This is a genomic window from Streptomyces sp. NPDC031100, assembly GCF_055570785.1.
Genome location: NZ_JBVIGN010000008.1, coordinates 1 through 22,528 on the forward strand (window position 1 = coordinate 1; position 22,528 = coordinate 22,528).

Annotated in this window: 19 protein-coding genes, 1 rRNA gene and 2 pseudogenes; 8 read left to right on the top strand and 14 right to left on the bottom strand. The window is 69.0% G+C overall.

Annotated features, from left to right (window positions below):
* Together rrf and ACZ5DS_RS22465 are read left to right on the top strand one after the other, a co-directional pair.
* Window positions 1-92, top strand: a 5S ribosomal RNA gene (rrf, locus tag ACZ5DS_RS22460); the annotation flags it as partial.
* A 171-nt stretch (window positions 93-263) separates the two neighbouring features.
* Entirely contained in the window at window positions 264-2,759 is a 2,496-nt protein-coding gene (locus ACZ5DS_RS22465; RefSeq protein ID WP_468241309.1) for a beta-propeller fold lactonase family protein, read from the top strand.
* Window positions 2,760-2,762: 3 nt separating this feature from the next.
* Here the strand turns inward: ACZ5DS_RS22465 and ACZ5DS_RS22470 are convergent, their stop codons facing one another.
* Window positions 2,763-3,323, bottom strand: a complete 561-nt coding sequence (locus tag ACZ5DS_RS22470) for a cysteine hydrolase family protein (protein WP_468241312.1) — start codon at window positions 3,321-3,323, stop codon at window positions 2,763-2,765.
* Window positions 3,324-3,406: 83 nt separating this feature from the next.
* Here ACZ5DS_RS22470 and ACZ5DS_RS22475 point away from each other — a divergent pair, with 83 nt between their 5' ends.
* Entirely contained in the window at window positions 3,407-3,967 is a 561-nt protein-coding gene (locus ACZ5DS_RS22475) for a GNAT family N-acetyltransferase (protein WP_468241314.1), read from the top strand.
* A 13-nt stretch (window positions 3,968-3,980) separates the two neighbouring features.
* Here ACZ5DS_RS22475 and ACZ5DS_RS22480 read toward each other — a convergent pair whose 3' ends face one another.
* From ACZ5DS_RS22480 to ACZ5DS_RS22520, 9 genes are all read right to left on the bottom strand, one after another.
* Window positions 3,981-5,465, bottom strand: coding sequence for a type IV secretory system conjugative DNA transfer family protein (locus ACZ5DS_RS22480; RefSeq protein ID WP_468241316.1), 1,485 nt, complete (start codon window positions 5,463-5,465; stop codon window positions 3,981-3,983).
* Between the two features lie 17 nt (window positions 5,466-5,482).
* Complete coding sequence (locus tag ACZ5DS_RS22485; RefSeq protein ID WP_468241319.1) at window positions 5,483-6,889, bottom strand: ATP-binding protein; 1,407 nt, start codon at window positions 6,887-6,889, stop codon at window positions 5,483-5,485.
* Between the two features lie 14 nt (window positions 6,890-6,903).
* A complete protein-coding gene (locus ACZ5DS_RS22490; protein WP_468241321.1) occupies window positions 6,904-8,463 on the bottom strand; it encodes an SCO6880 family protein in 1,560 nt (519 codons plus the stop codon).
* Window positions 8,460-9,794, bottom strand: coding sequence for a hypothetical protein (locus tag ACZ5DS_RS22495; protein ID WP_468241323.1), 1,335 nt, complete (start codon window positions 9,792-9,794; stop codon window positions 8,460-8,462). Before ACZ5DS_RS22495 ends, ACZ5DS_RS22490 begins: the two co-directional genes overlap by 4 nt.
* Complete coding sequence (locus ACZ5DS_RS22500) at window positions 9,784-10,602, bottom strand: DUF8175 domain-containg protein (protein ID WP_468241325.1); 819 nt, start codon at window positions 10,600-10,602, stop codon at window positions 9,784-9,786. Before ACZ5DS_RS22500 ends, ACZ5DS_RS22495 begins: the two co-directional genes overlap by 11 nt.
* 169 nt (window positions 10,603-10,771) lie before the next feature.
* Window positions 10,772-11,080, bottom strand: coding sequence for a hypothetical protein (locus ACZ5DS_RS22505; RefSeq protein ID WP_014673544.1), 309 nt, complete (start codon window positions 11,078-11,080; stop codon window positions 10,772-10,774).
* Between the two features lie 395 nt (window positions 11,081-11,475).
* The gene (locus ACZ5DS_RS22510; RefSeq protein ID WP_468241327.1) at window positions 11,476-12,894 is read right to left on the bottom strand and encodes a hypothetical protein; all 1,419 of its coding nucleotides are present in this window, start codon (window positions 12,892-12,894) and stop codon (window positions 11,476-11,478) included.
* A 104-nt stretch (window positions 12,895-12,998) separates the two neighbouring features.
* Window positions 12,999-13,343 (bottom strand): DUF397 domain-containing protein, encoded by a 345-nt coding sequence (locus ACZ5DS_RS22515; RefSeq protein WP_468241330.1) that lies wholly within the window; start codon window positions 13,341-13,343, stop codon window positions 12,999-13,001.
* 10 nt (window positions 13,344-13,353) lie between these two features.
* Window positions 13,354-14,199, bottom strand: coding sequence for a helix-turn-helix domain-containing protein (locus tag ACZ5DS_RS22520; RefSeq protein ID WP_468241332.1), 846 nt, complete (start codon window positions 14,197-14,199; stop codon window positions 13,354-13,356).
* 681 nt (window positions 14,200-14,880) lie between these two features.
* On the opposite strand from ACZ5DS_RS22520, the pseudogene ACZ5DS_RS22525 reads away from it, so the two are divergent.
* Window positions 14,881-15,581: pseudogene (locus tag ACZ5DS_RS22525) on the top strand (hypothetical protein).
* Between the two features lie 40 nt (window positions 15,582-15,621).
* Here the strand turns inward: ACZ5DS_RS22525 and ACZ5DS_RS22530 are convergent.
* A pseudogene (locus ACZ5DS_RS22530) lies at window positions 15,622-16,092 on the bottom strand (peptidase S8); the annotation flags it as partial.
* A 205-nt stretch (window positions 16,093-16,297) separates the two neighbouring features.
* On the opposite strand from ACZ5DS_RS22530, the gene ACZ5DS_RS22535 reads away from it, so the two are divergent.
* A complete protein-coding gene (locus ACZ5DS_RS22535; protein ID WP_468241334.1) occupies window positions 16,298-16,912 on the top strand; it encodes a Uma2 family endonuclease in 615 nt (204 codons plus the stop codon).
* A gap of 10 nt (window positions 16,913-16,922) precedes the next feature.
* On the opposite strand, the gene ACZ5DS_RS22540 is transcribed toward ACZ5DS_RS22535, so the two are convergent.
* The 3 genes from ACZ5DS_RS22540 to ACZ5DS_RS22550 form a co-directional block, all read right to left on the bottom strand.
* Window positions 16,923-17,207: a hypothetical protein gene (locus ACZ5DS_RS22540; protein WP_468241337.1), complete on the bottom strand. Its 285-nt coding sequence runs from the start codon at window positions 17,205-17,207 to the stop codon at window positions 16,923-16,925.
* Window positions 17,208-17,420: 213 nt separating this feature from the next.
* Window positions 17,421-18,785 carry a S53 family peptidase gene (locus ACZ5DS_RS22545; RefSeq protein WP_468241339.1) on the bottom strand — a complete coding sequence of 455 codons (1,365 nt, stop codon included), beginning with the start codon at window positions 18,783-18,785 and terminating at the stop codon, window positions 17,421-17,423.
* A gap of 234 nt (window positions 18,786-19,019) precedes the next feature.
* Entirely contained in the window at window positions 19,020-19,634 is a 615-nt protein-coding gene (locus tag ACZ5DS_RS22550; protein ID WP_468241341.1) for a TetR/AcrR family transcriptional regulator, read from the bottom strand.
* 99 nt (window positions 19,635-19,733) lie between these two features.
* Here ACZ5DS_RS22550 and ACZ5DS_RS22555 point away from each other — a divergent pair, with 99 nt between their 5' ends.
* The 3 genes from ACZ5DS_RS22555 to ACZ5DS_RS22565 all read left to right on the top strand — a co-directional run bounded on the left by ACZ5DS_RS22555 (window position 19,734) and on the right by ACZ5DS_RS22565 (window position 22,472).
* Window positions 19,734-20,684, top strand: a complete 951-nt coding sequence (locus ACZ5DS_RS22555; protein WP_468241344.1) for an oxidoreductase — start codon at window positions 19,734-19,736, stop codon at window positions 20,682-20,684.
* Between the two features lie 340 nt (window positions 20,685-21,024).
* On the top strand, window positions 21,025-21,276 hold the full coding sequence (locus ACZ5DS_RS22560) for a hypothetical protein (protein ID WP_468241346.1): 252 nt from the start codon (window positions 21,025-21,027) through the stop codon (window positions 21,274-21,276).
* Window positions 21,277-21,287: 11 nt separating this feature from the next.
* The gene (locus ACZ5DS_RS22565; RefSeq protein ID WP_468241348.1) at window positions 21,288-22,472 is read left to right on the top strand and encodes an SPFH domain-containing protein; all 1,185 of its coding nucleotides are present in this window, start codon (window positions 21,288-21,290) and stop codon (window positions 22,470-22,472) included.
* The last annotated feature ends 56 nt before the right edge of the window (window positions 22,473-22,528 follow it).

Genomic DNA, 22,528 nt, shown 5'->3' on the forward strand with positions numbered 1-22,528 from the left:
CGCCCGGTTACATTCCGAACCCGGAAGCTAAGCCTCACAGCGCCGATGGTACTGCAGGGGGGACCCTGTGGGAGAGTAGGACGCCGCCGAACAAACTTTGAGAAAGAGCCCCAACTCCGGGTAGGCACCCGTGAGTTGGGGCTCTTTCGCGTTCACCCTCTGGTCATGTTCACGTCACCGAGGGTCCATGGATTCGTTGACGCTGCGTGTCAGAGTCGTGACCCATGGTCCTCAGACGCAGAAATCGACGTCGAGTTGTCACTGTGCTGGCAGGTACCGCCGTGCTCGCCACCGGGGCCGCCGTCGCTCTCGCGGCCGTCGGCGGGCAGGGCACCGCGGGACCCAAGGGCGACGGGACCGCCATAACTCCCGTCGGCTACAAGGTCACGCCGGCCGGGCACCAGGCCCAGCTGGGCAATCTCCCCCTCAACGCCGTTCTCTCCCCCGACAAGAGCATGCTCCTGGTGAGCAACGCCGGTCAGGGCACCCAGTCCCTCCAAGTGGTCGACCCCGACGACTCGGAGGTCGTCCAGACCATCTCGTACCCGAGCCCCCAGGCCGTGTTCACGGGGCTCGCCTTCAGCCCGGACGGAAAGCGTGCCTACGCCAGTGGCGGTGGGCGCGAGATCATCCACACCTATGACGTGAGCGGGGGCCGGCTCACCGAGACCGCCTCCATCAAGCTGCCCACGAAGAACCCCGACGGCCAGGCCGTGAACATGTATCCCGCAGGGATCGCGGTGACGCCCGACGGGAAGCGGCTGGTCGTCGCCGACCGACTGGCAGACGCCGTGACCGTGGTGGACCTCGGCGACGCGTCGATGAAGACCGTGGCCGTGGGGCATGCGCCGTACGGTGTCCAGCTCGCCGAGGACGGGGAGACCGCCTTCGTCACCAACCAGGGCGGCAACACCGTCAGTGTCGTCGACATCAGCGGGGCCGCGCCGGCGGTCGAGACGGCCGTCGAGGTCGGGACCCATCCCAACGCCGTCATCGCCGACGAGGGGCAGGACACCCTCTATGTGGCCAACGGGGACAGCGACCAGGTGAGTGTCGTCGATGTCGCCACCCGGAAGGTCACGCGGACCATCTTGCTCGCGCCGTACCGGCACGCGCCCGTCGGCAGCAATCCGGATGCGCTCGCCCTGTCCGAGGACGGGGGGCGGCTGTACGTCGCCAACGCCGGGAACAACGACATCGCTGTCATCGAGCTGCGGAACGGGCGGACGGCCGGGCTCATCCCCACCGCCTGGTATCCGACGGCCGTCGTGCCGCTCGACGAGAAGCTGTACGTCACCAACGCCAAGGGGCTGGGCGCCGGGCCGAACAACGGGCCCGGGTACCCGAACCCCACCTCCACCGCGCCCACCTCGCCCGACCAGTACTCGGGATCGATGATGAAGGGCACGCTGTCGACCATTCCGCTCGACGGCGGGGACAGGCAGCTCAGGCGTTGGACGCGGACCGTCGTCGCCAACAACGGGTTCGACGAGGGCAACAGCCCGCGGGCCGTCGGAGCCGTCGTACCGCGGCGGGTCGAGGAGAAGACACCGATCAAGCACGTGATCTACGTCGTCAAGGAGAACCGGACCTACGACCAGGAGTTCGGGTCGCTGGGCAGGGGCAACGGGGATCCGTCGCTGAACCTGTTCGGGGACGACTCGGCGCCCAACGCGCGCGCTCTGCAGCGGAAGTTCGTCACCCTCGACAACTTCTACGCCGACGCCGAGGTCAGTGCCCAGGGCTGGAACTGGACCGTGGCCGCCAACTCCAACCCGTACAGCGAGGAGGGCTGGCCCGCGAACTACTCCGGGCGCAACCACCCGTATCCGTCCGAGAACGGTGACCCGGCGATCGCGCCCAACAAAGACCCCGAGCAGGCGTACATCTGGCAGCGGCTGAACGACAAGGGTGTGTCGTTCCGCAACTACGGGTTCTACGTCAGTCCCGACGCGAGCGGGAAGTCCGTGGCTCAGGACCCGGTGCTCAACGCCGGGACCGATCACGACTTCGGGCCGTACAACCTGAGCTGCCCGGACTCGGCCGGCACCTTCACCGCGCGGGCCAAGACCTGCGGCAGCCCGCGGATCGAGGAGTGGAAGAAGGAGTTCGCCCAGTACGAGCAGGACGGGAACCTGCCCGCCTTCGAGATGGTGCGGCTGCCCAACGACCACACCTCCGGCACCAAGGCCGGCATGCCCACCCCGCAGGCCTACGTCGCCGACAACGACTGGGCGCTCGGCCAGCTCGTGGACACCGTCTCGCACTCGAAGTACTGGAAGTCGACCGCGATCTTCGTGACTGAGGACGACGCGCAGAACGGGCCGGACCATGTGGACGCGCACCGGACGATCTCGCAGGTCATCAGCCCGTACACACAGATCGGGCGGGTCGACTCGACCTTCTACTCCACGGCCTCCATGGTGCGCACGATCGAGCTGCTGCTGGGGCTGCGGCCCATGACGCAGTTCGACGCGTACGCCACCCCGATGGTGAACTCCTTCACCGCCGAGCCGGACGCCACCCCGTACACGGCTCTGAAGCCGACGACCGACCTGTCGGCCGTGAACACGGTCAACTCGCCGATGGCCGCGGTGTCGGCGAAGCAGAACCTCACCAAGGAAGACCAGATCGACGAGCGCACCTTCAACGAGGCGATCTGGAAGAGCGTGCGCGGGGCGCGGAGCGAGATGCCCGCACCCAGGCACGAGCTGTACGGCGCCGTCCCCAACGATCAGGAGGAGCAGGACGACGACTGACCGCTAGCCGGCGGTCGTGAAGTCGACCTCCGTCGTGTTCACCGTCCCGCCCCGGCGGCCGGGTGCATGCTGACCGTTCCAGTAGAGGTTGGTGTGGGCTATCACCTGCTCCGGGGCGGGCGCGCCGTACGCGGTGAGGTCCTCCGTCGTGTGGGCGTCGACGACCAGCATCGCGTCGTAGCCGCGGGTGAGGGCGGAGTGCAGTGTGGAGCGGATGCAGAAGTCGGTCTGGGCGCCCGCGACCACGAGCCGGCCCACGCCGTGTCCGGCCAGGACGGACTCCAGGTCGGTGTCCTCGAAGGAGTCCCGGTAGCTCTTGTGGACGAGGGGCTCGGTGTCGAGGCGCTTGAGCTCCGGGACGTACTCCCAGCTTTCGCTGCCCTTCTTCAGCTCCTCGTCGGCGTGCTGTACCCAGACGACCGGCACGTCCGCCGCGCGCGCCTTGTCGATCAGGGTGTTGATGTTCGCGATGACGTCGTCGCGGTGGTGGGAGCCCGCCATCACGCCGTTCTGGACGTCGATGACGAGCAGTGCGGTGTTCGGTCGATCGGGAAGCGTGGTCATGCGGCCACAGTAGGACCCGGCACTGACAACAGGGGCCCGTATATGGGGTGATGGGTGGCGCGGGCGCGGGCTACCGTGGCGCCATGAGTACCGTGACCAGTGACGACTACGCCGTACGCGCCATACGACCCGACGAGTGGGCCGCCGTGAAGCAGCTGCGTCTGGAGGCGCTGCGGGACCCGGCCGCGCCCATCGCCTTCCTGGAGACCTACGAGGACGCGCTCGACAGGCCGGACTCCTTCTATCAGGAGCGGGCCGTCAGATCCGGTGAGGGGTCCGGCTCGGCGCACCAGTTCATCGCCGAGGCGCCGGACGGGAGCTGGGCCGGCACCGTCACCGTGCTCCTGGAGGAGGCCGGGACGGAGGACTGGGCGGGGTATCCGGTGGAGCGGCGGCAGGGGCATGTGGTCGGGGTGTTCGTCCGGCCGGAGCACCGCGGGAACGGGCTGATCGAGGCCCTGCTCGACGCCGGGGTGGCCTGGGCGTGGGAGCAGGAGGCCGAGCGGGTACGGCTGTTCGTCCACGCGGACAACGCGCGGGCGCAAGGGGCGTACCGCAAGGCGGGGTTCGGGCCGAGCGGGGTGGTCGTGTCGTTCGTGAAGGACGAGGCCGAGAACGAGCTGGAGTTCGTTCTGGAGCGGTAGTTCCCGCGCGGGGTCAGGCCGGTAGTTCCTGGTGGGGCCAGCGGGATCTGGCCTGTTCGCGGGAGCGGAGCAGGGCGAGCGTGGGTAGGCCCTGGTCGGCTCCGGTGGCCAGCAGGTCCGGCAGTTGGGGGAACGGCGCGACGGCGGCGATGTCGTCGAGGACCAGGGTGAGTGGTGGGTCGAGCCGACCGGAGGATGACCGTTCGGCCATGCGCCGGCCGCGCTCGACCACGCTCGAGACGAGGGCCGTCAGGAGGGGCATTGCACCGGGGTTGGTCCTGGGGTCCTCGATGGATTCACCGACCACATAAAGCGTGCCCCCTTCGTGGACAAAGGAATCCAAGGCGAGCGCATCAGTTCGGTTTGGGGTGCAGGCCTCGCGGACGTTGACCGTGAAGAGGGCGGCCAGGGCCCGGCTGGTCAACTCCTGTGCCATGTCCCGGCGTTCGGGGTGCGCGGTGAGGGCGGCTTCGAGCTCGCCTGCGGCGCCGGGGGCGGCCTTGGGGTGGGTACGGAGGGTTCGTACGGCGTCCTGGACCTGGGTGCCCTGGGACCAGCGGTGGACGTGGCGGATGGTGCGGGATTCCAGGGCGGCGGCGTGGAGGTAGCTCCTCAGGAGCGTTGTCGCCGTGTCGGCTACCGCCTGGTCGATCTTGGCTGTGGGTTGGACGGGGCTGAGGAGCGCTGCCGCTCGGCTCAGCGCTGTCTGTTTGTCCTCGCAGCCTGTGGTCGGAGACCAGTGGAGGCGGGCGGGGGTGTCGCAGAGGTGGGTGGGGTCGTAGAGCAGGGTGGGGCCCAGTTTGGCTCTGGCGTCCTTTGTGTCCTGCCAGAGGGCGGGGTTCGAGGTGACCACCAGGGTGGGGCCGGGCGCGTCCTGGATGGCCTGGGTTGCGGTTGCGTGGCGGCTTTCCCTGGGTGCGATGAGGAGCTTTTCCCACCCGCTCGCCTGTTTGCTGTCAGTTGGGAAGGCGCCCAAGGGGGCTGCAGGCTCCGGTTCGGTGCGGGGGGCCGGTACCTCGTAGTGCAGTGCCGGAGCCGGAGCCGGAGCCGGAGCCGGAGCCGGAGCCGGAGCCGGGGCCTGAGCCGGTACCGGTGTCGGTACCGGTGACGCTGTCCTCTCGCCCGCCCGCTTCGCCCTCCCCGCTCGCCACCTCGCCACCGTGCCCATCACGAACAGGGTGAGGACGAGGAGGATCATCAGCTGGCCGATGAACAGGCCCCAGAACAGGCCCCAGCCGGAGAGTTGGGGCGCGGGGGTGTCCGGCCAGGCGCCGGTGATGTCGTGCGGCCCTCCGATGAGGTGGCGCATGGCCAGGGGGCTGCGGGTGAAGGTGACGCCGTCGGGCCAGGCGCCCTTGGAGAAGAGGCCCGCCAGGCCGGTGGCCGTCCACACCAGGACGGTCATGCCGAGGAGGAAGGCGAGTATGCCGATCAGCAGGGCGTCGGGGATGCCGCCCTGGCCTTCCCGGCGGGTGTCGCGGCGGTCGTCCGGTCTCACGCTCTCCCCCGATCCCTCTACGCCACCGTCGATTCGGAGTCGCCCAGGTGCTGCTCCACGAAGGCCGCGGCCCGCTGCTCGGCCTCCAGCTCGGCCGCGCGCAGGGCGTCGTCGAGGTCGCTGGAGGATTCGGTCATCGCGCGGTCGGTGAAGACCAGCGGGCGTTCCGTCTCGGTGACCAGGTGTTTGACGACCTGGACGTTGCCGTTGACGTCCCAGACGGCGATGCCGGGGGTGAGGGTGGGGATGATCTCCACCGCCCAGCGCGGCAGGCCCAGGACCCGGCCCGTCGCCCTCGCCTCGTCCGCCTTCTGGGCGTAGATCGTCCTGGTCGACGCCATCTTCAGGATCGCCGCCGCCTCCTTCGCGGCCGCGCCGTCCACCACGTCGGACAGGTGGTGGACGACCGCCACGAAGGACAGGCCGAGCCGTCGGCCGAACTTCAGCAGGCGCTGGAACAGCTGGGCCACGAAGGGGCTGTTGATGATGTGCCAGGCCTCTTCGACGAGGAAGATGCGCTTCTTGCGGTCGGGGCGGATCCAGGTGTGCTCCAGCCACACGCCGACGATCGCCATCAGGATGGGCATGGCGATGGAGTTGCGGTCGATGTGGGAGAGGTCGAAGACGATCAGTGGGGCGTCCAGGTCGATGCCCACCGTCGTCGGGCCGTCGAACATGCCGCGCAGGTCACCGTCGACCAGGCGGTCCAGGACCAGTGCCACGTCCAGGCCCCATGCCCGTACGTCGTCTATGGCGACGTTCATCGCCTCCGCCGACTCCGGCTCGGGGTGCCGTAGCTGCTCCACGATGTCGGTGAGGACCGGCTGGCGGTCGAGGATGGACTCGTTGACGGTGGAGTGGGCGACCTTGAGGGCGAAGCCGGAGCGTTCGTCCAGGCCGTGGCCCATCGCGACCTCGATGATGGTCCGGAGCAGCGCGAGCTGGCCCGTGGTCGTGATCGCCGGGTCCAGGGGGTTGAGACGGATGCCCTGGTCCAGGGCCGCTGTCGGGTCCAGCCGGATAGGCGTTATCCCCAGCTCCTGCGCGATGAGGTTCCACTCGCCGGCCCCGTCCTCGCCCTGTGCGTCCAGGACGACGACCTGGCGGTCCCTGAAGCGCAGTTGCCGCAGGACGTACGTCTTCTCCAGGGCCGACTTGCCGTTGCCGGACTCGCCGAGGACCAGCCAGTGGGGGGCCGGGAGCTGCTGGCCGTACAGCTGGAAGGGGTCGTAGATGTAGCCCTTCCCGGAGTAGACCTCGCGGCCGATGATGACGCCGGAGTCGCCGAGGCCGGGCGCGGCGGTGGGCAGGTAGACCGCCTGGGCCTGGCCCGTGGAGGTGCGCACCGGCAGCCGGGTGGTCTCGACCTTGCCGAAGAGGAAGGACGTGAAGGCGTCGGTGAGGACGGACAGCGGGTCCCGCATCAGCGCATCAGCCCCTACCGTCGAATGCCGGTGGCGAAGGGAAGGGTGTTCACGAAGGCGCGGTGGTGCTCGCGGTCGCACCACTCCAGCTTCAGGTACGACTTTCCGGCCGAGGCCCTTATGGTCCGCTTGTCGCGGTTGAGGGCCTCCGGGGAGCGGGAGGAGACGGTGATGTAGCCGACCAGGTTGACGCCGGCCGCGCCGCTGGCCAGGTCCTCACCGCGCTGGTCGAGGCGGTTGTGGGCGGCGACGTCGCGCGGGTCGACGGTGCGGTTCATCTTGGCGGCGCGGGAGGCCTCGGCCTCGTCGTTGGTCTTCTCGGTCAGCATGCGTTCGATGGCCACCTCGGTGGGTTCGAGATCCATCGTCACGGCGACCGTTCGGATGACGTCCGGGGTGTGGACGAGCAGGGGCGCGAGGAAGTTGACGCCGACGGGGGTCATCGGCCACTCCTTCACCCAGGCGGTGGCGTGGCACCAGGGGGCGCGGGTGGCGGACTCGCGGGTCTTGGCCTGGAGGTGGGTGGGCTCCGTGGCGTCCAGTTCGGCCGGCCAGGCGTTGCGCTTGGTCATCGCCTGGATGTGGTCGATGGGGTGGTCGGGGTCGTACATGGAGTGGATGAGGGAGGCGAGCCTGCCCTGTCCGAGGGGCTGGCGGACGCGGATGTCGGCCTCCTGGAGGCGCGAGCAGATGTCGGTCAGCTCACGGGCCATGACGACGGCCAGGCCCGCGTCCCGGTCCAGCTTGCGGCCGGCCTGGGAGCGTGCGGCGCGCGCCATGGCCTGGGCCTCGGCGGACAGTTCGCGGGTGTAGTGCATGCAGGCGACGAGGTAGGCGCGGTGCTGCTCGCTGCTGGTGGAGACCATGGACTGGAGCTGGTCGTAGGAGCGGGCCAGCCAGTCGGGAGCCCGCTCGTCTCCTCGTACGGCGACGTCCTTGGCGTGGGCGTCGGGGTCGGCGGGCAGGGTGCGGGCGAGCATCTGCAGGCGGGTGACGAAGCCGTCGCCGTTGGCCACGTGCTTGAGCAGCGTGCCGAAGCGGTCGACGAGGGCCTCCTGGTCCTCGGAGTCGCGCAGGCCGACGCCGGGGCCCTCGATCTCGATGGCGGCGGTGACGGTCCTGCGGTCGGCGTGCAGGAGTACGGCGATCTCGTCGGGGCCGAAGGGGGCGGCGAGCCAGTTGATCCGCCCGATCCCGGGCGGCGGACCGACCTCGACCTCGCGTCCGTCGAGCCCGGTCCCGGCCTCCATGGCCCCGGACCGGTACGCGGCTCCGCGCTTGACGGTCCGCTTGTACGAGCGGTTGATCTCGAACCACTTGTAGAACGTGCGGCGCTTGTACGGGACGTAGACCGCGGCGAGCGCGAGCAGCGGGAAGCCCGTCAGCAGCGCGATCCGCAGGGACAGGGTCGGGACGAGGAGGCCGCACATCATGCCGAGGAACGCGCCGGCGATGATCAGTGCGATCTCGCCGGTCTCGCGGTTCCGGCCGACGATCGCGTTCGGCCGGGCGCGGCCGATCAGATACGTACGGCGGGGCGTGACCGGATGGGACAGGTGGGACTCGGTCGTCAACGCCCTTCACCTCCCGTGCGATTGCTGCTGATGTTGCGGGTGTTGCCGGCGTGCGGGGTGTTGACCGGGCTGGGTGCGCGGGGCGCGGGTGCGGCGGAGGGGACTGCTCCGCCGCCGCCCTGGGGGGTACGGCTGCTGTGGGCGGCGACGCCGCCGGAGGCGGGGTTGGCGGGGCGGGGTGCGCTGGAGCCGCCGCCTCCGTTGTTGTCGGCGCGGGAGCTGTGGGTCTTGATGCCCTGGGCGACGAGGGTGGCCGGGGAGCTGATGACGGCTGCGGCCTTGCCCTCGGCGCCCTGCATGATGCGGTTGTTGCGGCCGCTTGCGATCTCGTCGCCGAAGCCGGGGACGAAGCGGTAGATCATCGCGCTGGCGAAGATGGCGAGCAGGATGATGGCGAGGCCGGAGACGACGGCGGAGAAGGAGTCGGGGCCGCTGTCGCCGGAGAGGGCGCCGGCGAGGCCGAGCACGATGACGATCACCGGCTTGACGAGGATCACGGCGATCATGATCCCCGCCCAGCGCCGGACATGTCCCCACAGGTTCTTGTCCACCAGGCCCGCGTAGACGACGGTGCCGAGGAGGGCGCCCACGTAGAGGAGGGCGGCGCGGATGACCAGCTCCAGCCAGAGGACGCCGGCGGCGAGGATGCTGACCAGGGAGACGACGATCAGCATGATCGGGCCGCCGCCGATGTCGTTGCCCTTCTTGAGGGCGCCGGAGAAGGTGCCGAAGAACGTGTCGGTCTGGTCGCCGGTGGCCTTCGCGAGGACGTCCGTGACGCCGTCGGTGGCTGATACGACCGTGTAGAGGATCAGCGGGGTGAAGGCGGAGGCGAGCACGGTGAGCCAGAGGAAGCCGATGGCTTCGCCGATCGCAGTGGTGAGGGGGACGCCTCGTACCGCTCGCTTGGCTACGGCCAGCAGCCACAGCAGGAGCGTCAGGATCGTGGACGCGGCGAACACGACGGCGTACTGCTGCAGGAACCTGGTGTTCGTGAAGTCGACGTTGGCGGTCTCCTTCACGGCGTGACTGAGCTTGTCGATGGTCCAGGAGGCGGCGTCGGCACAGCCCTTGGCTAGGGAGGAGAGGGGGTCGAGGGTGCTGCCGAGGGGGCTGTCGGGGGTGAGGCTGGTGGAGCCGCCCTTTGAGCTGTTGTCCTTTTGGCAGAACTGTTTGGCGGCGCCGTGGATCAGGTCGCAGGGGTCGTTGCTCTTCGTCGGTGAAGGCGAAGGGGTGGGTGCGGCGAAGGCGCGCGTGGCCAGGAGGACCGCTGCTGTCTGTACGGCCGTGATCGCGCCGGCCAGGGTGAGCACGCGCTGGTTAGCGGGCATAGGTGAACCCTCCGTACTCCTCGACGGCCTTCGACATCTCGTCCGAGCTGGAGGCCCTGTCGTCGCCGGGAACGGGCGCCGGGCCTTCCTTCTGGGAGTGCGTGATGATCTTCCAGTCGCCGGCGGTCCACGCGAGTTTCATGGTGATGGTGAACCAGCTGTTGGTGACCGGGTTGGTGGACTTGTCGCCCGCGAGACCGAGGAGCCCGCTGCACCAGACCTCGACCGTGGCGGCGTCACCGCTGGACTCGGTGGCCTTGGTTCCGATCGGGCTCGTACGTGAGACGAAGGTGTAGCCCTGTGGAGCCGACCCGTCCGTCTTCAGGCCGAGGCTCTGGCTGAAGGCCGGCGTGTACGCCTTGTCCATCGCGGCCTCCGAATTGGTCACCTCGGACGGAACCATGAGCGCCTGGAGGATGAAGTCGCGCTTGGCCTTGTTGAACATGTCGGCCGAGCCCAGGGTCACCGCATAGTTCGCCGCCGCGCTCTGCGCCCCCTGCTCGCTGTGTGCGAAGCCCGATGGGATCACCCCGGTCTTCGTCTCCACCGGCTTCGTGCCGGTTGCCGCCGTGGAGGAACTCTTCGGCTGCTTCCCCTTGCCGGCGGAGCCCTCCGCTGAGGAACCGTCTCCTCTGTTCGCGAAGGCGATCGCGGCGATCAGGAGGACGACCACGCCGACGACCGTGATGAGGCTGCGGGAGGAGGAGCGGCCCGTTCTGCGGGGTGCGCCGCCGTAGGGGTCGCCGCCGGGCAGGCGGGTCCGGGTCCGGCCTGCTTCGGTGTAGCCCTGCTCGTCTGTGGGACTCATGCCGCGAACCGCCCCTCCACCTCGTAGACATACGACGGTAGCCGTGCTGGTTCCCGCGCGGGCGCGGTGTGGTGACTCGACATCAGGGAAACGCAACCTCTGCCGGTGGGCACGACGGGTGGGTGGGGTGGAGGGGGACGACCGGGCGCACCCGGGAGCAGAAGGGGCGTCAGACCGCCATGCCGTACACGATCGTGAACAGTGTGCCGAGGGAGCCGATGATGAAGACCCCGGTGAGACCGGCGATGATCAGGCCCTTGCCCTGTTCCGCGCTGAAGGTGTCCCGGAGGGCCGTCGCGCCGATCCGCTGTTTGGCCGCACCCCAGACCGCGATGCCGAGGCAGAGCAGGATGGCCACGGCCATCACCACCTCGATCATCACCTTGGCCTCGTTGCCCAGGCTGCCGAAGGGGCCCCAGTCCGGAGCGATCCCGCCGATGATGGTGTTGATGTCTCCCTTGTCGGCCGCAAAGAGCATGTAAGTCACCGCCCCTGGTGGGTAGTTCCGCAAGGCCCCTGCCGTGTGCAGAGGTCAGGTCTCATTCTCGCCGACAACCTCGCCGTCGTATGTCGACTTGACGTCATTGACTGGCGGGTTTCGTACGCATATCTCGTATGGTCACTCTGTGTATCACGGCAGGTCACGCCGGGCAACGAGGCCTGAGCGGAACCTGTCGTGTGGTTCCGTCGTTGACCCCCTTTACGACCCGGCAGGGTTTCTGGCGGGTGGTCGGGCAGGCAACGATTGGGCGCGGCCGGCCGTCATCCCCCTCTTACGGGTGAATGAGGCCTGGCCGCGCCTATGGCAAGCCCTACAGAAGGTACCGCTCACGGCGTCCGGCCGCGCGGCCCCCTGGCCTTGTGCGACACGCTTCAGCCCTGGGCCGGGAACACGAAGAAGCCCTTTTGCGTGCTGATGTAGCCGTACCCCGACGGTTGCGAGAAGAGCGGGATGTTCTCCTCAGGCAGGCTCTTGGCGAGCACCTTCTTGGTACGTCCGTCGACTGCGAGGAACACGCTCGGGCTGAAGTCGTCCTTCGTGGTGCCGTAGAGAGTGCCGTTCGGGGAGAAGCGCAGCGGCTGCATCGCCTTCTCGCCCTCCTTCTGCGCCCAGACCTCCTTGCCGTCGGCGGGCTGCCACACGGCGGTGCCCTGCTTCGTGTGAGCGGCGGCCAGGGTGTGGTCGGGCGTGAAGACGGAAGAGCCCTCGGTGTCGATGGTGTCGGCAGGGCTGTCCTCGTACGAGTACTTCGAGGAGCCGCCGATCTGTTTGCCGCTCGCGATGTCGTACGTCGCCGTCACCCAGGTGTCGGGAGAGAAGGCGCCCGCCCCCCAGGCGGTGAGGACACGGCCGTCGCGCACGTCGAGGACCCGGAGGGCGTTGCTGGTGCGCTTCCCGTCCTTGTCCAGCTCCACGCCCGCCGGTGGGGTGACGTCGGCGGTGCTCCAGGCCTTCTTGCCGGTGGCGAGGTCCGTCATGACGAGCTGCTCGGGATCGTCCTCGTAGGTGGACGCGTTCTCCACGTAGAAGGCGTACTTGCCGGTGATCAAGGGCGCGTGGTCCTGCCCGCCGTCGATCTCGTTGGTGCGCGAGTCGAAGGAGCACCTCGCCAGCCGTCCGGTGCAGGTGACCTTGCGGGCGGCGCCGCCGTCGATGGGCGTGAGCTTCAGGCTCGCGTCACCGTCCTGCTCGATGATGTACCCCTCGTGGACGTCGAACTTGTCGCCCTCGATCGTGGCCTTGCCCAGTTCGGTGCCGTCACTGCCGTAGACGGTGACCTTGGTGGTGGTCTTCTCCTCGCTCAGACCGTCCGACTCCGTCGTGGCCTCGGCGAACACTGCGACCGCCCGGACGCCGTCGTGCCAGGTCGTGGCGGCCACGCGATCGGTCTTCACCTTGAGGGTCTTGCGCACCTGGCCGGTCTTCACATCCCGGAACTCCAAGGTGGCCGGTTCCGGGTCGTTGGTGGAGTGGAGGGTGCCGACCGAGCCGTCGGCCGGCTCCTGCGCGTATCCCTCACCGGTGTCGTACTTGCCCTGGGCATCCTTGACGAACAGGAGGGTGTCACCGAGGTCGATGGCGTGGGCGGGCGGCAGGCTCCATGCGGGCTTGGCGGCAAGGCCGGGTATCGCGGGTCCGCTGTACGCGGGTCCTGTGGGCTTCGCGGCGTCCGGGCCGGCCGAGCTGCCGCCCTTCGGTCTGGAGGCGGAGTCGTCGTCGGAGGAACCGCAGCCCGCGACCAGCCTGAGCGTAAGGACGAGGCCGATGGCCGTCACTGTGTACTTGTTCATGTCCCCGTGAGTTCTTGCGGATGATCTTGAGATGCTCAGTGCAGCATAGGCGCGCGGCGCCTGGGATCGCTGGCAGGCTCGGAGCCTTCCGCTCTTACCAGGCCCTATACGAAGTGGTCGAACTCGCCCGCCTGGATGCCCAGGACGAAGGCGTTCCACTTGCGGCGGTCGGTGGTGACGGTGGTGTTCGGGGTGCTGGTGTCGCGGAGGTGGACGGCGTCCTCTTCGCCGAAGGCGACTTCTATCGGGGTCGCCTCTATCGGGGTCGTGCGGTGCGGTTCTCTCTTGAGTACGGCTATGAGGGCGCCGAAGGCGGCGGGGGTGGTGGTGAGGATCGTCCGGGTGGGGTCGGAGGACTCGGTGAGGTGGATTGTTTGGGGGGTGGCGGCTACATGGACGCATGAGTCGCCTTCGGAGCAGTAGGACGATTTCTGCCAGGGCCGGTTCATGGGCGCTCCTTCACAGCTCGCGCATCACGTTGTGGATGAGGTCCCGTGTCTTGTCCGGGTCGAGGGCAACGGCCTCCATTCGTTTGAAGAGCGTTTGGTACTTGTGCAACTGTGCCTCCGCATCGAGGAACACGAGCCCGTGAGATTGGTCAAGGTGGACCGTGTCCAGTTGTGGTACCGAGCCGTGTGCGTAGTAGATCGACTGCCCCGACCCCGGGTAGGCGCCGACATCGAAGGTAATGGCGCGAAGGTTGATGTGATTGCGCTCGCTCATGTCGAGCAGATGCTGTAGCTGTTGTCGGGCAACGGTCGTGCCGCCGACCCTCATGCGTAGGGCCGCCTCGTGGATGATCGCCTCGTACGGAGTGGGGTTGTCCTCGCGGAAGAGGACCGCCTGCCGTTTGATACGGAACGACAGCCGGTGCTCGATGTCGGGCGGTGAGAGTTCAGTGACTGCCTGGCGGAAGATTTCGAGGGCGTACTCACGTGTCTGGAGCAGGCCAGGGACGCGGGCGGTGGTGGCGCCGCGCAACGACTCGGCGTGGTACTCCAGTTCGGCCAGGTCGAGGAGGGTGCTCGGCAGGAACTCGCGGTACTGCTCCCACCAGCCGCGGGTGCGGTGGGAGGTCATGTCGCAGAGGGCCTGGATGAGGGAGTTGTCGGAGCAGTCGTAGTGACTGGCGATCTGACGTACCCGTTCGGCGCTCACGCCTACGCGACCGGCCTCCATGTTGCTGACCTGTGCCTGCTTGATGCCCAGGAGTTGACCGGCCTCGGTGGCGTTCAGACCCGCACGTTCGCGCAGTTTGCGCAGCTCAGCTCCGAACCGTAGTTGGCGACCCGTCGGGTATCTCACGGGCTTGTCGTCTCCTCGCTGTCACTCACATGGGTGGCAATGAACGCGATTTCTGGGAAATCGTGAATGCATTCACTGCATGCCACTACCTTACAACTGGGCCCCCGCCCAGAAGTGCCCCGCTCGACGGAGCGGCGACGGTCACTGGGCAACCGAACGCAAGTTCCCAACTCTCCATGCTGATCGGAGACTTCCGATGCCCACCGTATCCCCGCCCTGGACCTACACCCTCCGACTCCCGCACGATCCACGCTCACCGGGGATCGCCCGCGCTACCCTCCGTGCCGTACTGGCGGCGCGCGACCTCACCGAGGTGGCGCCCACGGCCGAACTCCTGGCCGCCGAACTCCTCACCAACGCGCACCTGCACACCACCGGCCCCTACGCCCTCCGCCTCCTCGGGAGCGAACGGGGCTGGCTGCGCATCGCCGTCTGGGACAACGACCCCCGGGTCCCGACCGGCTTCGCCGCCGACGCCCCCCCGTCGCCGTACCCCCGACCGACAGCGAAACGGGACGCGGCCTGCACCTCGTACGGGCCTGCGCCGACTCCTGGGGCGTCTCGGTGCTGCGGGAGCTGGGCGCGTCGAAGGGCGGGAAGCTGCTGTGGGCCGACTGCCAGGAAGGCACCCGGCGCGTGCGGTGAGCGCGGCCGTGATCATGGCGGCGCTTCGCCCGCCCTGTGCCCAGGTTGACGGAGGACGACGAGCCGCTGCTCCTCGCGATCGAGGCCCAGGGAAAGAAAGACCCGGACAAACCCGCGAGCTGGGCGTACTACGCCTCGTTCTTACTCACGAAGTACCGGCTGCAGCCGATGCTGCTGGTCGTCTGCCAGGACCGCGCCACCGCGGAATGGGCCGCGCGACCGGTCTGCTTCGGCCCTCGCCAGTGGCCCCTGCTCACCCTGCGCCCGCTGGTCGCGGGACCGCACAACATGCCGGTGATCACCGACCGGCCGAAGTGCGCAAGGACCTCGCCCTCGCCACGCTGGCTCTGATCACACACGCCACACATCCGGACGCCGGGGCCATACTCAAATCAATGACGACCGTTCTGCGGGAGACACCGCAGAGCATCGCCGGCCCGATCATCGAACTCGTCGCACAAGGCCTGGGCAAGCACCCGGCCGCACAACTGTGGAGGAAACTGGTGGCCGTGGACCTCTCTTTCTACAAGTCGTCCCTTTCCGAAGAGATCCGCGACGAGGGTCGGGCTCAGCGCGCGGCAGAGGACGTCCTGGACGTCCTGGACGTGCGTGGCATCGACGTCTCGGAAGAGGCCCGTGAGCGCATCACCGGCTGCGGCGACCCCGAGATCCTGCGCCGCTGGCATCGGCGCGCTGTCACCGCCGCCTCCGTCGACGAGATCTTCGCGGACGAGTAGCCCCCGTCCGCCAAGCTTCGGTCGGCCGTGGACGGGCCCCGGCTGCTGCCGAGGCTCGTCCCATCTTGGCCGGGTAGGAGCTGCTGCTCGGGGTGCCGGCGAGGGCGTAGACGCCGGCGATGATGGGCGAGCTGGCGCTGGTGCCGCCGAAGGTGTACCAGCCGGCGGTGACACCGTAGGAGTCGTAGACCGAGACGCCCATGGCGGGGTCGGCCACGGCGGCCACGTCCGAGACGGTGCGCTTGGTGCAGCCCGTGTCGGTCTGCCAGGTCGGCTTGGCGTCGTAGGAGGAGCAGCCGGAGCCCGTGCCCTCGGTGCTGGAGGTCTTCCAGACCGTCTCGGTCCAGCCGCGGGTGGTGGAGGTCGCCTTGGAGAGGGCCGTGCCGCCCACCGCCGTCACGTACTTGGAGGTGGCCGGGTACTCGGCGCCGTAGCCGCTGTCGCCCGCGCTGACGGTGATGGCGACGCCCGGGTGGTTGAAGTACGAGGAGTCGTACGTGGGGCAGTTGCTCAGACAGTAGCGCTGCCTCCGGCGGGGCGGCGCGCGTCGGTGACGTCTTCCCCTCGCCCGATCGGGTGAGCCGTAGGCATTGTCCCTGGTCCGCCGTATCGCCGTACGTACCGTGATCGCTTTGCTTGTGCCTTGTGCACGCCCGGCCCACACTTGAGGAGGAGGCGCCCCCTTGACCGCTCTCGCACATGAGAGGCCCCAGGCCATGTCCGAGGCTCAGACCGAATTCCCGAACGAACCCGACCTGGACGAGGTCCTGTGGCAGGCATGGAAGGCCATGGAACTCCCCGAGGGCTACCGCGCTGAGATCATCGAGGGAGCCATCGAGGTGTCGCCCACCGCTCGCCGCTCGCACATGCAGATCGCCAACCGAGTGCGAAAGGCCCTGGACAAATTCCTGGACGGAGGCGAGTACACCTGCTACCAGGGTGGGAACGTGATTCACAACCTCAAGGCGTGGATCCCGGACGTCTTCGTCGCCCCGGAGGACACGGAGTCCTGCAGCGACGAGGACGACATGGGGGTCAAGGCCGACTCCGTGCACCTCATCGTCGAGGTCGTCTCTCCCGGCAAGCGCAACCAGGACCGTGACCGTGTTCGCAAGCGCCGCGAGTACGCCCGAGCCGGCATCCCCGTCTACGTGATCATCGACGACTACGACAACCGTGGCACGGTGAGCATCCTGACCGCACCAGTGCCCGAGCGTGCTCGCTACGAGGATGAGCACCGCGTTCCTTACGGCACCGACGCCATCATTCCCGAAGGCCCTGCCAAGGGCTTCGTCATCGGGGAGGGCATCACGGGACCGAAGCGGGCCTGATCCGGAACCGCTAGCGCGTGGTGCACTTGGGGTAGTTCGAACCCTCGACGCAGTTGCCGTAGGCGCTGCTGCTGACGTCGACCTCTTCCTCGTCCCCGCTCTTCGTGCGGACCTGCAACTCGTACTCGGTGTGGCAGCTGCGGGTCTTCTTCGTGCCCTTCTTCTTCGTCTTGCACTCGTAGTCCGTGTCCTTGCTGACGACAGTGCCGGTGACGGTCTTCGAGTTACTGCTGCAACCGGCCAGTGGCGCGGTGAGTACGACGACGGTGGCAAGGACTGCGAGAGTGCGCTTCATGTGGTCTCCCCCGGAAACGTCGCGGAACGGGCGGCATTCTGCCCTGTGCGGCGTCATGGCAGAACGGCGGGGGTCCGGATGCGAGAGCCGGAACGGGAAAACGGGCCGCGGCCGGATGCCGTGACCCGTCTTCCCTCTCCTGCCGCCGAGGGAACCCCACGTCCCCCTCAGATGGCGGCTCCCCGTGACCCGACGGGGTGGTTCCCATGCGCGTCAGCCGGTGAAGGCGTCCGTGCCCTGAGGGGTGCCCCAGCCGGTCGGGCCGTCGTAGCCGGACTTGGCGGTGCAGAAGTAGCTCGTGGAGCAGGTGCCGTTGGTGCCGCTGGTCACGTCGTTGAGGGCGGAGGTGCCGGCCGCGGCGTACGGGTAGGAGGCGGGGGAGTCGCTGCTGCCGGGGGTGCCGGCCAGGGCGTAGACGGCCGCGATGATCGGGGCCGAGGCGCTGGTGCCGCCGTAGGTGTTCCAGCCGGTGCCGTCGGAGCCGTAGGTGTCGTAGACGGAGACACCGGTGGCCGGGTCGGCGACGGCCGAGACGTCGGCGATCATGCGCTTGGTGCAGCCGGTGTCGGTCTGCCAGGTCGGCTTGGCGTCGTAGGAGGAGCAGCCGGAGCCCGTGCCCTCGGTGCTGGAGGTCTTCCAGACCGTCTCGGTCCAGCCGCGGGTGGTGGAGGTGGCCTTGGAGAGCGCGGTGCCGCCGACGGCGGTGACGTACTTCGAGGCGGCCGGGTACTCGGCGCCGTAGCCGCTGTCGCCCGCGCTGACGGTGATGGCGACGCCCGGGTGGTTGAAGTACGAGGAGTCGTAGGAGGTGTCGGAGGAGGACTCCGAGCCGCCGTAGCTGTTCGACACGAACTTGGCGCCGAGCTTGACGGCCTCGTTCACGGCGGTGCCCAGGTTGGCCATGCTCGACGACTTGGCCTCGACGAGCAGGATGCTGCAGTTCGGGCAGACGGCGGAGGCCATGTCCACGTCGAGCGAGATCTCGCCGGCCCAGCCGCTGTCGGCGGTGGGGAGGGAGGTCGTGGAGCCGGTCTGGCTGACCTTCTTGAAGCAGCCGTTGGAGGTCGTGCAGTCCGGGAGGCCGTAGTGGTCGCGGTAGGTGGCCAGGTCCGCCGCGGCGTTCGGGTCGTCGTACGCGTCGACGATCGCGATGGTCTCGCCGGAGGCGTTGGCGGAGGCGGCGGAGGTCAGGCCGTAGGCGTCCTGGAGGTCGCTCGGGCCGTAGCCGGTCGGGGAGTCGGACGCCGCCCTCGGGGAGATGGTCCTGGGTGCGACGCCCTTCCTGGCGGCCTGCTCCTCCTGGAAGGCGGTGGTGCCGCTGGTCACGCGCAGCGCGTGGCAGGACGCGTAGCCCTTCTTCGGGGTCGCGGCACACGCGTTGGTGTAGTGCACATGGGCCTTGGCGACCTGGGCGGCGATGGCCTGGGCGCTGACCTTGTGGGGTGTGGGGGTGGCCGCGTCCGCGTGGGCGGCGGTGCCGAGTCCGGCGAGGAGCAGCGCGGCGGTGGCCGCGGTGGCGGAGCCGATGCGGCGCCATCTGCCGCGTATGTGGGGGGTGGTGGGGGTGGGCGTACGCAACGTACAGCCTCCTGTGAGTGGGTGACAGAGGCCTGCGGGTGGGGGACCGCCGGTGTGGTGGCCGGCGGGGGCGGCCCTGGACGACCCTCGCTTGTTGAGTACGCGACAAACAAGGCGGTCGTCGGAATCCTGACTCCCGCCTTACCCAAGGGGGTTGGGGGTTACTGATCAATGGCGCTGTGCTGGCTCTGTGCTGGGCTGTGCTTGACCAGGGGCACAGGTGCCGAGCGGTGGCTACCTGGGCCTGAGGCCGTGCAGCAGCAGGTGGACGTGTGCGTCCAGGCCGGCCAGGGCCTCCTCCGCCTCCAGGGCGCAAGCGGCGATGAGTGCGGCGAGGCCGTGCAGGTTCGCTGCGGCGACCATCGTGATCCGCTCGGGATCGCCCTGGACGATCTCGCCGCGCTCCTGTGCCTCGGCGAACATCCGGGTGAGGCCGCCGAGGGACTGGTCGACGGCCGTCGCGAGCTGTGCCGAGCTGTCGGGGTCGTGCTTGCGCGCGAACATCAGCTCCAGGAGTTCCGGGTTCTCGACGGCGAAGCCGAGGTAGGCCCGGGCGAGTGCGGTCAGCCGCTCCTCGAAGGTGAGGTCGGGGCGCTGGGCGGCGGAGCCCAGGGCCCGGTTCAGGCGCTCGTACCCGTCCAGTGCGAGGGCGTCCAGCAGAGCCTGCTTGTCCTTGAAGTGCCGGCCCGGGGCGGCGTGGCTCACGCCGATGTCACGGGCCAGCTCGCGCAGCGAGAGGGCGCCGACCCCCTTCTCCCTCAGGGTGCGCTCGGCGCTCTTGAGCAGGGCGGCGCGCAGATCTCCGTGGTGGTAGGGGCGGCTCGTGGGCGACGGGGACATGCGCGACATGCGCACCATCGTATCCCGATGTAGACGACGTCAATATAGTTGTCGTTGCCATCATTGTTGTCATTGACAGCATTGTTGGCGATGCCTACATTGGGGCTCATGGCTGATACGACCGAAGCGCGCCGTGCGCGCAAGTGGAACGCGACCCACCTCCCCGACCTGACCGGCCGTACGGCCGTGATCACCGGTGCCAACAGCGGCCTCGGCCTCGCGACCGCCGAGGCGCTGGCCCGCGCCGGTGCGCATGTGGTGTTCGCCGTACGAGACCCCGCGCGGGGCGGCGCCGCGGCGGCGACGGTGAGCGGCAGCACGGAGGTGCGCCGCCTGGACCTGGCGGACCTCGACTCCGTGCGCGACTTCGCCGCCTCCTGGGACCGCCCGCTGGACCTGCTGATCAACAACGCGGGCGTGATGATGCTGCCGGAGCAGCGCACCAAGGACGGCTTCGAGATGCAGTTCGGCACGAACCACCTCGGGCACTTCGCGCTGACGAACCTGCTGCTGCCGTACGTCACGGACCGGGTGGTGACGGTCTCCTCGGGCCTCCACCGTGGCGGCGACGGCGTGATCCACTTCGAGGACGTGAACCTGCGGGGCCGCTACTCCCCGACCCGCGCCTACGCCCAGTCCAAGCTGGCCAACCTCCTGTTCACCCTGGAACTCCAGCGCCGCCTGACCGAGGCCGGCTCACCCGTGCGCGCCCTGGCGGCCCACCCCGGCTACGCGGCGACCAACCTGCAGAGCCACCATGCGAACCCGTTGGCGCGGGCGTTCATGGCGGTCGGCAACAGGGTCCTTGCGCAGGACGACAAGTCCGGCGCACTTCCGACGCTGTACGCGGCCGCCCAGGATCTGCCGGGCGCGGCGTACGTCGGCCCCGACGGCCTGGGCGAGATGCGCGGAGCCCCCACGCTGGTCGGCCGCAGCGCGGCGGCGAGCGATCCCGAGGCGGCGCGGAGGCTGTGGACGCTGTCGGAGGAGCTGACCGGGGTGAAGTGGGGGCCGGCTTCGGCGGCGAGGCCGGGGGCCGGGGCGGAGAGGGGGCGCTAGGTGTGCTGTCCGGGCAGGCGCACCCGGGGCTCGTCCGTCCCGGGGCAGGCGCACTCAGGGCCCGTCCATCCCGGCGGCGGGGCCGAGTCCTCCTGCCCGTCGGGTTCAGTCGGGTTCAGTCGGGTCCAATCGGGTCCCGTCGGGTCCGCGATGCGACTGGGTCCTGGGTTCCGTCGGGTCCGCGATCCAACTGGGTTCGGGGTTCCGTTGGGTCCCCGATCCGACTGGTCCGGGGTTCGTTGGGTCCCCGATCCGGCCGGGTTCGGGGTCCCGTTGGGTCCCCGATCCGACTGGGTCTATCGTCGGAATCCTGGGGCCAGGACGAGGAGGACGGCCGGTGATGCCGCAGGACGACGCCGTGATCGGCTGCACGGGGAAAGTGCTCATCGGAACCCGCGGATCCGCGGGCCCCGGCGAGGTCCTGGTGCGGGTCAGGGGCGGCTCCGAGACCTTCCTCGCCTGGTCGGAGAACCCCCTGCCCACGGGCGCGACGGTCCTCGTGATCGAATCACGGGGATGCCGCGAAGTCGGCGTCATCGAGTGGGCTGACCCATTGGATGCGCTCGGCGGGGACACCGCCGACGCCGGCTGAGGAGTACAGACATGTTCGGATACCGCGTCCCCGCCCCCGACGAGGCGATGTTGATCTCGGGAGGCCGGAGGGGACTGGGAGGCGCGCCGTTCCGAGTCGTGACGGGCCACGGCAAGTTCGTGCTGCCCATCTTCCGAAAGGTCCGGTTCCTCACCCTGTCGATGTGCGAGTCCGAGGTCACCGAGACATGTGTGACCCGGCAGGGCATCTCGCTGCACGTCCGCGCGGTCATCGCCTTCAAGGTCGGCAACGACCACGAGAGCATCATCAACGCGGGCCAGCGGTTCCTCTCCGACCAGGAGCAGATGTCGGTGCTCACCGGCCGGATCTTCGCCGGCCACCTGCGGGCCATCATCGGCTCGATGACGGTCGAGGAGATCGTCACCGAGCGGCAGAAGCTCGCCGCGGAGGTCCTGGACACCTCCAAGACCGAGATGGCGAAGATCGGTCTGATCGTGGACTCGTTGCAGATCCAGTCGATCGACGACGGCGACACCGGCTACATCGACGCGATGTCCGCGCCGCACAAGGCGGCCATCCAGCGACAGGCGCAGATCGCCCAGGCGCAGGCCACCCAGGCCGCGGTCGAGGCGGAGCAGGCGGCCGCCCGCAAGCAGGCCGAATACGCTCGGCAGACCGCCATCGTCAAGGCGGAGTACTCGGCCGAGGTGGACCGCGCCCAGGCGCAGGCCGCGCAGGCCGGACCGCTGGCGCAGGCGCACGCGCAGCAGGAGGTGCTCGCCGCCCAGACGGAGCTGGCCCAGCGGCAGGCCAAGCTGCGTCAGCAGCAGCTGGTGGCCGAGGTCGTGAAGCCCGCGGAGGCCGACGCCGAGCGGGTCAGGATCCTCGCGGCCGCCGAGGCGCAGCGGATGAAGATCCAGGCGGAGGCGGCGGCCTCGTACGACCGGGTCGCGCTCGACCGGATGCTGATCGACCAGCTCCCGCAGATCGTGAAGGAGGCCGCCGGCGGCCTCGCCGGCGCCAACGTCAACGTCCTCAACGGCGCGGACGGCCTCGGCGAGATCGCCGCCGGCCTGGTGTCCCAGGGCCTGACCATCCTCGACTCGGTCCGGCAGAACCTGAACGGGCAGGAGGCCGATGGCCGCCGCGCCGAGGAGAGCAGGGGCGACGGCCTGATCCAGCTGTCCGCGAGCAAGGAGAAGAAGTCGGACGACGGTCCGGTGGACGTCGACTAGATGATCGATTCCAAGGGATCGGCTGCACGCATGAGGTGAGGGAGCCCAAAGTGCGG